Below are 5,026 nucleotides of genomic sequence, written 5' to 3' on the forward strand. Positions count from 1 at the left end.
CTCCCCGCGCCGCCAATGCCTTGATAGTCATGCGAGCCTCCTGATCGAGCCGGCTCATGCGCTCCTCCGTGTCGTCCCGTGACACGGTAGGTCGACTTCAACCGGAGGCGACATCTCGTAAATCTGGCCGTCGCCTTACTCACACATTCGCGCGTCGCGCTACATCCCGCCACCAGCGCTCAACCGCCCCGTGGTCCTTGACGCTGAGATTCGTTATGAGCCGTTTGATGACCAGCCATCCACGGTCGGCTATTTCCATGCAACATACCGGGACCAGGGCGCAGGGGTGCTGGACATGGACCATGTGCTGCTTGACACGCGCGGTCTCGAAGGCAGCGAGGATTGGTCAGGATCTTTCATAGGCACGTCATTCACCTTCACTGACAATGCCGAGCTTCGTACCCTGGAAGGCGACCCGCGATTCTTTTTCGACGATGCACGCTCACCACAGGCTCATGGGACCGGTACGGAAGAGTGGGGCGGGGGTGGGGATTATTGGGGCGGTCAGACAGTAACCCTACCGTTCGTTGGCCACCCAGTTGGTGCGCCAACACCTGGCGACGCTCTCGACTCGAACGATCTCGTCCACTCCGCCTATCGGTTCCTGCTGGCCGACCTGTTCCCGTTCGGTAAGAACGCTCGCATCCAACTGGAGCATGGGGGTGTCAATGATATGTTCGAACGCTATCGGACGATTGCATATTGGTATGGCCTGCCGGCCGCCTCGCTCGTGAAGTCGGATGAACTCCACATTGGCGATGCTGCATCCGAACAGGCGCATCACTACCTCTCCCCTGAGGCAACGCCAGCGCAGGTTCTGACCTCAAGCTACGAACTCGGCCCGGAAGAGGCGCAATTTGTACGGTACACGCGGGGCACATCCGAGTTCACGTTGACTATTCGTCCTGATAATCAAGGTGTGATGGTTCGGCGCGTACTTGACTATGGCATGCCTCACCAGCGAGCCCTGGTGTCAGTGGCAGATGGCGAAGCCTCCGAGCCGATGTGGGAGCAGGCTGGTACTTGGTACCTCGCAGGGTCAACCACATTCTATCACAGCTTTCCAACGGGCGAGTTGGCGCCTCCGTCTCCCGTGATTCTCACGTCGAAGCGCCGCTTTCGTGAGGATGAATTCTTGGTGCCGCGTCGACTCACCCAAGGCCGTAAACTGGTGCGGATACGAGTCAAGTTCGAACAGGTCGACCGTCCACTGCTGCCGGGATTGCCGCCGCCGCAGTCCGCCTGGTCAGAAATCAGCTATGCAGTTTACTGCTGGGTTGAGCCACAATTCAACCTTACGACGGCAACATCGATGGACGCTAGCGACCCGTGAGGGACAGATCCATCGGCGGCTCGTCGCAGAATCCATCACGCGAGGATAAGGGCCTGAATCTTGATTGGAATGCGTGGGCGGCCTGCTTTCTCGGCACCGTCAACTTAACTGAATAAAGGCCGTCTTCTGGCATTTTCCGCTATTCCCCGGCGGGTCTAAGCTCTTGAAAATGCGTGGCCCGCTCCGGACCTAAACACCGGAAAGAGCAAGTAAAAGCGTTAAGTTGACGATGCCACTTAACTGAAGGATGACCCGGATCAAGTTATCCGTGAGGGATGAACCCGATCCGCACCTTCGTTATGCCCGCCACCACTTTCCGGCTGAAGTGATCAGCTACGCTGTTTGGCTGTACTTCCGCTTTCCCTTGAGTCTGCGGATGGTTGAGGAGATGCTGGCCTCCGCCGCCGGCCGAATGCACGAGCACCCGCATGCCGGGCCGGATCACCACGTTCTGCAGCAAGCCATGATACGCAGTCAGGTAGACGGCCAGGAAACCAGCGGCTGCCTCAAAGTCCAGAGCCTGAGGCTTAGACCACACCAGATCTGCCGGAGCACACACGTGCGTGGAATAGCCGTTGAAGAGAGTGTCTCTAAACACTGGGTCGCTGGGTCTCACATGCTTGACCTTGCGGCCAACGTCTTCCACCCAGCCTGAATATTCAAATCCTGGCGTGATCGGCCCCCCGAATCAACGTGCGGGCTCGTACACTCCCCAACGAACACAGATGTCAGCATAGCTCACACCCACTGCCTCGGTACGGATCAAAACCTCTCGATCGCGAGGTTTGGGCACGGGATGAATCTCGAGCTTCGGCTGCTCGGAACCGCTGGCTTTGTGAATGACCACTTTGTACATGGATCCTGAAGGCATCACGCCTACAGCTTCGGCCTGAAACGTCTGCGCTGCCGCTGAAGCCACTTACTATGGGCGCCGGCGTAAGGCACCTACTATTGGTCCCATGGGCATAAGCGTGTCCATCCTTTCCAATGCAGGGGCATAAAGGCTGGAGACACTTCCATCCAAGAACAGAGCATTCGGACAACCTAGCTCGTCCCGGAATAAGCGAGCGAGTGTGCTAAACGTGACTGGGTCTTCTGAAATCGCAAACACGACCGTGTCTTGGCCTTTCACGCCGACGCCGTTCCGGATCTTTCGGGAGGTGCTTTGTTCCGAAAACTGAGGGTGGATTTTCCCGTTGATGACGAGCATCGGGCCCGACTGCGTTGCGAAATCCGGCATAATCTTCCGCTTCAGATAGGTTCCCGTCTCAAGTACGCCTGCCTGACGGCCGTTGACGTAAAAGATGCCGTTGGGCTTGAGGTGGAAGTTTCCAGGACCGTTCCTTGTGTTGGCTGCTTTCAGCTGCTTTCCGTTTTCGACGTAAAGTCCCACTGGCGAGCGATCCTCATGGTACATGCCCGCATTCATCGCGACGGCAAGGCGTGAAGCCTCCGGCGTCGCTCTCAACCGATCAAACGAGCCAAGTACTTCCCCGTCCGGCCCGCGCCAGAACAGCCTCACCTCGTATTTCCGAAGATCCACTGTGCAAGCCACAAAGGTGCTGCCAGCATATTGGACTGGCCGACAGGGATCGCTGTCAGGCTGAGCCGCTGCTCGGCTGGCAGGCAGTCCAAGAGCAATAAGGACCGTAAGCAGGATGGTGGCTGTCCGTGAAAACGCTCGACCCAGAGTGAAGATGATGGATTTCATGTGCAGCTTAGTCTCCTTCAGCGTCCGAGATATCGTTCCTGCAGGTGGGTGCGGAAGACCTCCGCGGTGAGCGGTCGGCTGATACCCTTAAGGGTCGCGAGCTGATCCGAGCGACCGTCGGCAGCTCCTCCGGCATCATGGTCTCAGAGTCTCATTGCAGAATACCGATCGCGTCTTCGATCGAGCTGATGCGTGCGAAACGTTCTTCCAGCGAGCGGTAGGCCTGCATTTTGGTGTGAACTCCGTCCTTGGCGCTGATCCCGCCGGCTTTTCAAGAGCTAAGTGACCCTGCAGTCAGCCGGGGGAAAGCACCGGGTTGTTACTGACTTGTAGGATTTGTGGTTCTGGAATGCCTTAGTCCTGGTGCTTGTGGATTGGATCGACCCAGTAAACCTCCTCCGGCCGCTCAACCGGGTCTACGTCAGTAATGTTCACGACGCCGGCCTCGCTATCGCTGCGCACGAGAACGCATTCGAGGGGCTCATCCGGACTGGCGTTGATTTCCTGATGGGGCACGAAGGGCGGCACATAGATGAAGTCCCCCGGACCAGCTTCCGCAACGAACTCTAACCGCTCACCCCAGCGCAAGCGAGCTTTGCCTCTTACGACATAGATCACGCTCTCCAACTCACCGTGGTGGTGAACTCCAGTCTTGGCATTCGGCTGAATCGACACCGTGCCTGCCCAGATCTTCTGTGCTCCGACTCGCGCATGGTTGATTGCAGCCTGCCGAAACATGCCCGGGGTCTGAGCTGTGTTCGGATCGAGGCGGTCACCCTTGATTACTTGAACGCCGTCGTGCTTCCAGTGCTCGTGCGGATCATGGGACTTGTCATGGTCTGTCATGGTGCTCTCCGAGACGATTGGCTTCTATCCTTATGCCGGATCGCAAGCGAGGAAGCCGGGGTTAAGAAGATCACCTCAAGCCTCCGGCGTGATGTCGTACTGCTCGTCAGACACGTGCTCCATCCAGGTGACGTGGGATTCGTCCAGCGCTTCCTGCATGGCGAGATGGACCATGCCAGTGCGGGGCGAGGCCCCTTGCCAGTGCCTTTCACCCGATGGGATCCAGACAGTGTCTCCCGGTCTAATCTCTCGAACGGGTCCGCCCCAGGTCTGGCACGACTGACTCCGGAGAGAACGTGTAGGGTCTGTCCCAACGGGTGGGTATGCCCGGCAGTGCGAGCGCCTGGCTCAAAGCTGACGCGCGCGGCACGTACCCGGGCCGGGGCAGGTGCATCGATGATTGGGTCGTGCCCGACCGTGCCTGTGAACGCATCCGCCGGAGCACGCCTTGTCTCGATCGTACCCGCAGCTCGGATTTCCATGTTGATCTCCCTATACATTTGCTCGATAGCCTAATCGGCTCGTCCTAAGGGTGTAGCGCCGGAATATGCTCAGCCTCACACGAAGAGACTATGTAAGGAACGGGCACTGTTCGCAAAGCACTGAGCCCCACATCTACAGCAGTTAGGTGGCTCGACGAGTAAGCCCTGGACTCCCATCTTAATGGGATGACCGCTCCAGTGTTCCCCTCTAGCCGCTCGCTGCGTGAGCGGGTTGGCGCCTTGCGTCACCTTCCGTCTCTGTTCCGTCTGGTTTGGCAGGCCAGCCCTGCTCTTACAGCGGCAAGTCTCGGGCTGCGACTAACGCGTTCAATCCTGCCCATTCTGCTACTTTATACCGGAAAGCTCATCATTGATGAGGTAGTGACCCAGACCCAGCTCGCCTTACCAGGCGGAAGTCTTAGCGACTGGATGAGGAGCGGCAGACTTGATTTTCTTGGTGGGCTGCTCGTTTTGGAGCTGGCCATCGCGATTATCGCTGATCTCCTAGAGCGCGTTGACATTCAGGCTTTCGACGGACTCGCAAATCTGATTCAAGCTCCTTTTGGGCGCGGAGGCTTGGGTGAGCGGAGTTCGTCTGATGTTGAAAGATCACCAGTGGGATCGGATGGAGCCGCATTTGCCGGGCAAACGCAT

The 5,026-nt window shown here is 58.1% G+C and carries 4 protein-coding genes and 2 pseudogenes; 2 read left to right on the forward strand and 4 right to left on the reverse strand.

Features of this window, described 5'->3' with window-relative positions; translation table 11 throughout:
- Positions 1-190 precede the first annotated feature (190 nt).
- A complete protein-coding gene (locus FS320_RS37625; RefSeq protein WP_152717397.1) occupies positions 191-1,333 on the forward strand; it encodes a DUF2961 domain-containing protein in 1,143 nt (380 codons plus the stop codon).
- Positions 1,334-1,595: 262 nt separating this feature from the next.
- Here FS320_RS37625 and FS320_RS48980 read toward each other — a convergent pair whose 3' ends face one another.
- From FS320_RS48980 to FS320_RS37650, 4 genes and pseudogenes are all read right to left on the reverse strand, one after another.
- A complete protein-coding gene (locus FS320_RS48980) occupies positions 1,596-1,931 on the reverse strand; it encodes a hypothetical protein (RefSeq protein ID WP_244627645.1) in 336 nt (111 codons plus the stop codon).
- Positions 1,932-2,255: 324 nt separating this feature from the next.
- Positions 2,256-3,044 carry a phosphodiester glycosidase family protein gene (locus FS320_RS37635; protein WP_152717399.1) on the reverse strand — a complete coding sequence of 263 codons (789 nt, stop codon included), beginning with the start codon at positions 3,042-3,044 and terminating at the stop codon, positions 2,256-2,258.
- 354 nt (positions 3,045-3,398) lie between these two features.
- Entirely contained in the window at positions 3,399-3,890 is a 492-nt protein-coding gene (locus FS320_RS37645) for a cupin domain-containing protein (protein WP_152717400.1), read from the reverse strand.
- A 75-nt stretch (positions 3,891-3,965) separates the two neighbouring features.
- Positions 3,966-4,372, reverse strand: a pseudogene (locus FS320_RS37650) ((R)-mandelonitrile lyase).
- A gap of 186 nt (positions 4,373-4,558) precedes the next feature.
- Here FS320_RS37650 and FS320_RS48985 point away from each other — a divergent pair.
- Positions 4,559-5,026, forward strand: a pseudogene (locus tag FS320_RS48985) (hypothetical protein); the annotation flags it as partial.

The sequence above is a fragment of the Microvirga tunisiensis genome (assembly GCF_009296175.1).
Taxonomy (GTDB): domain Bacteria; phylum Pseudomonadota; class Alphaproteobacteria; order Rhizobiales; family Beijerinckiaceae; genus Microvirga; species Microvirga tunisiensis.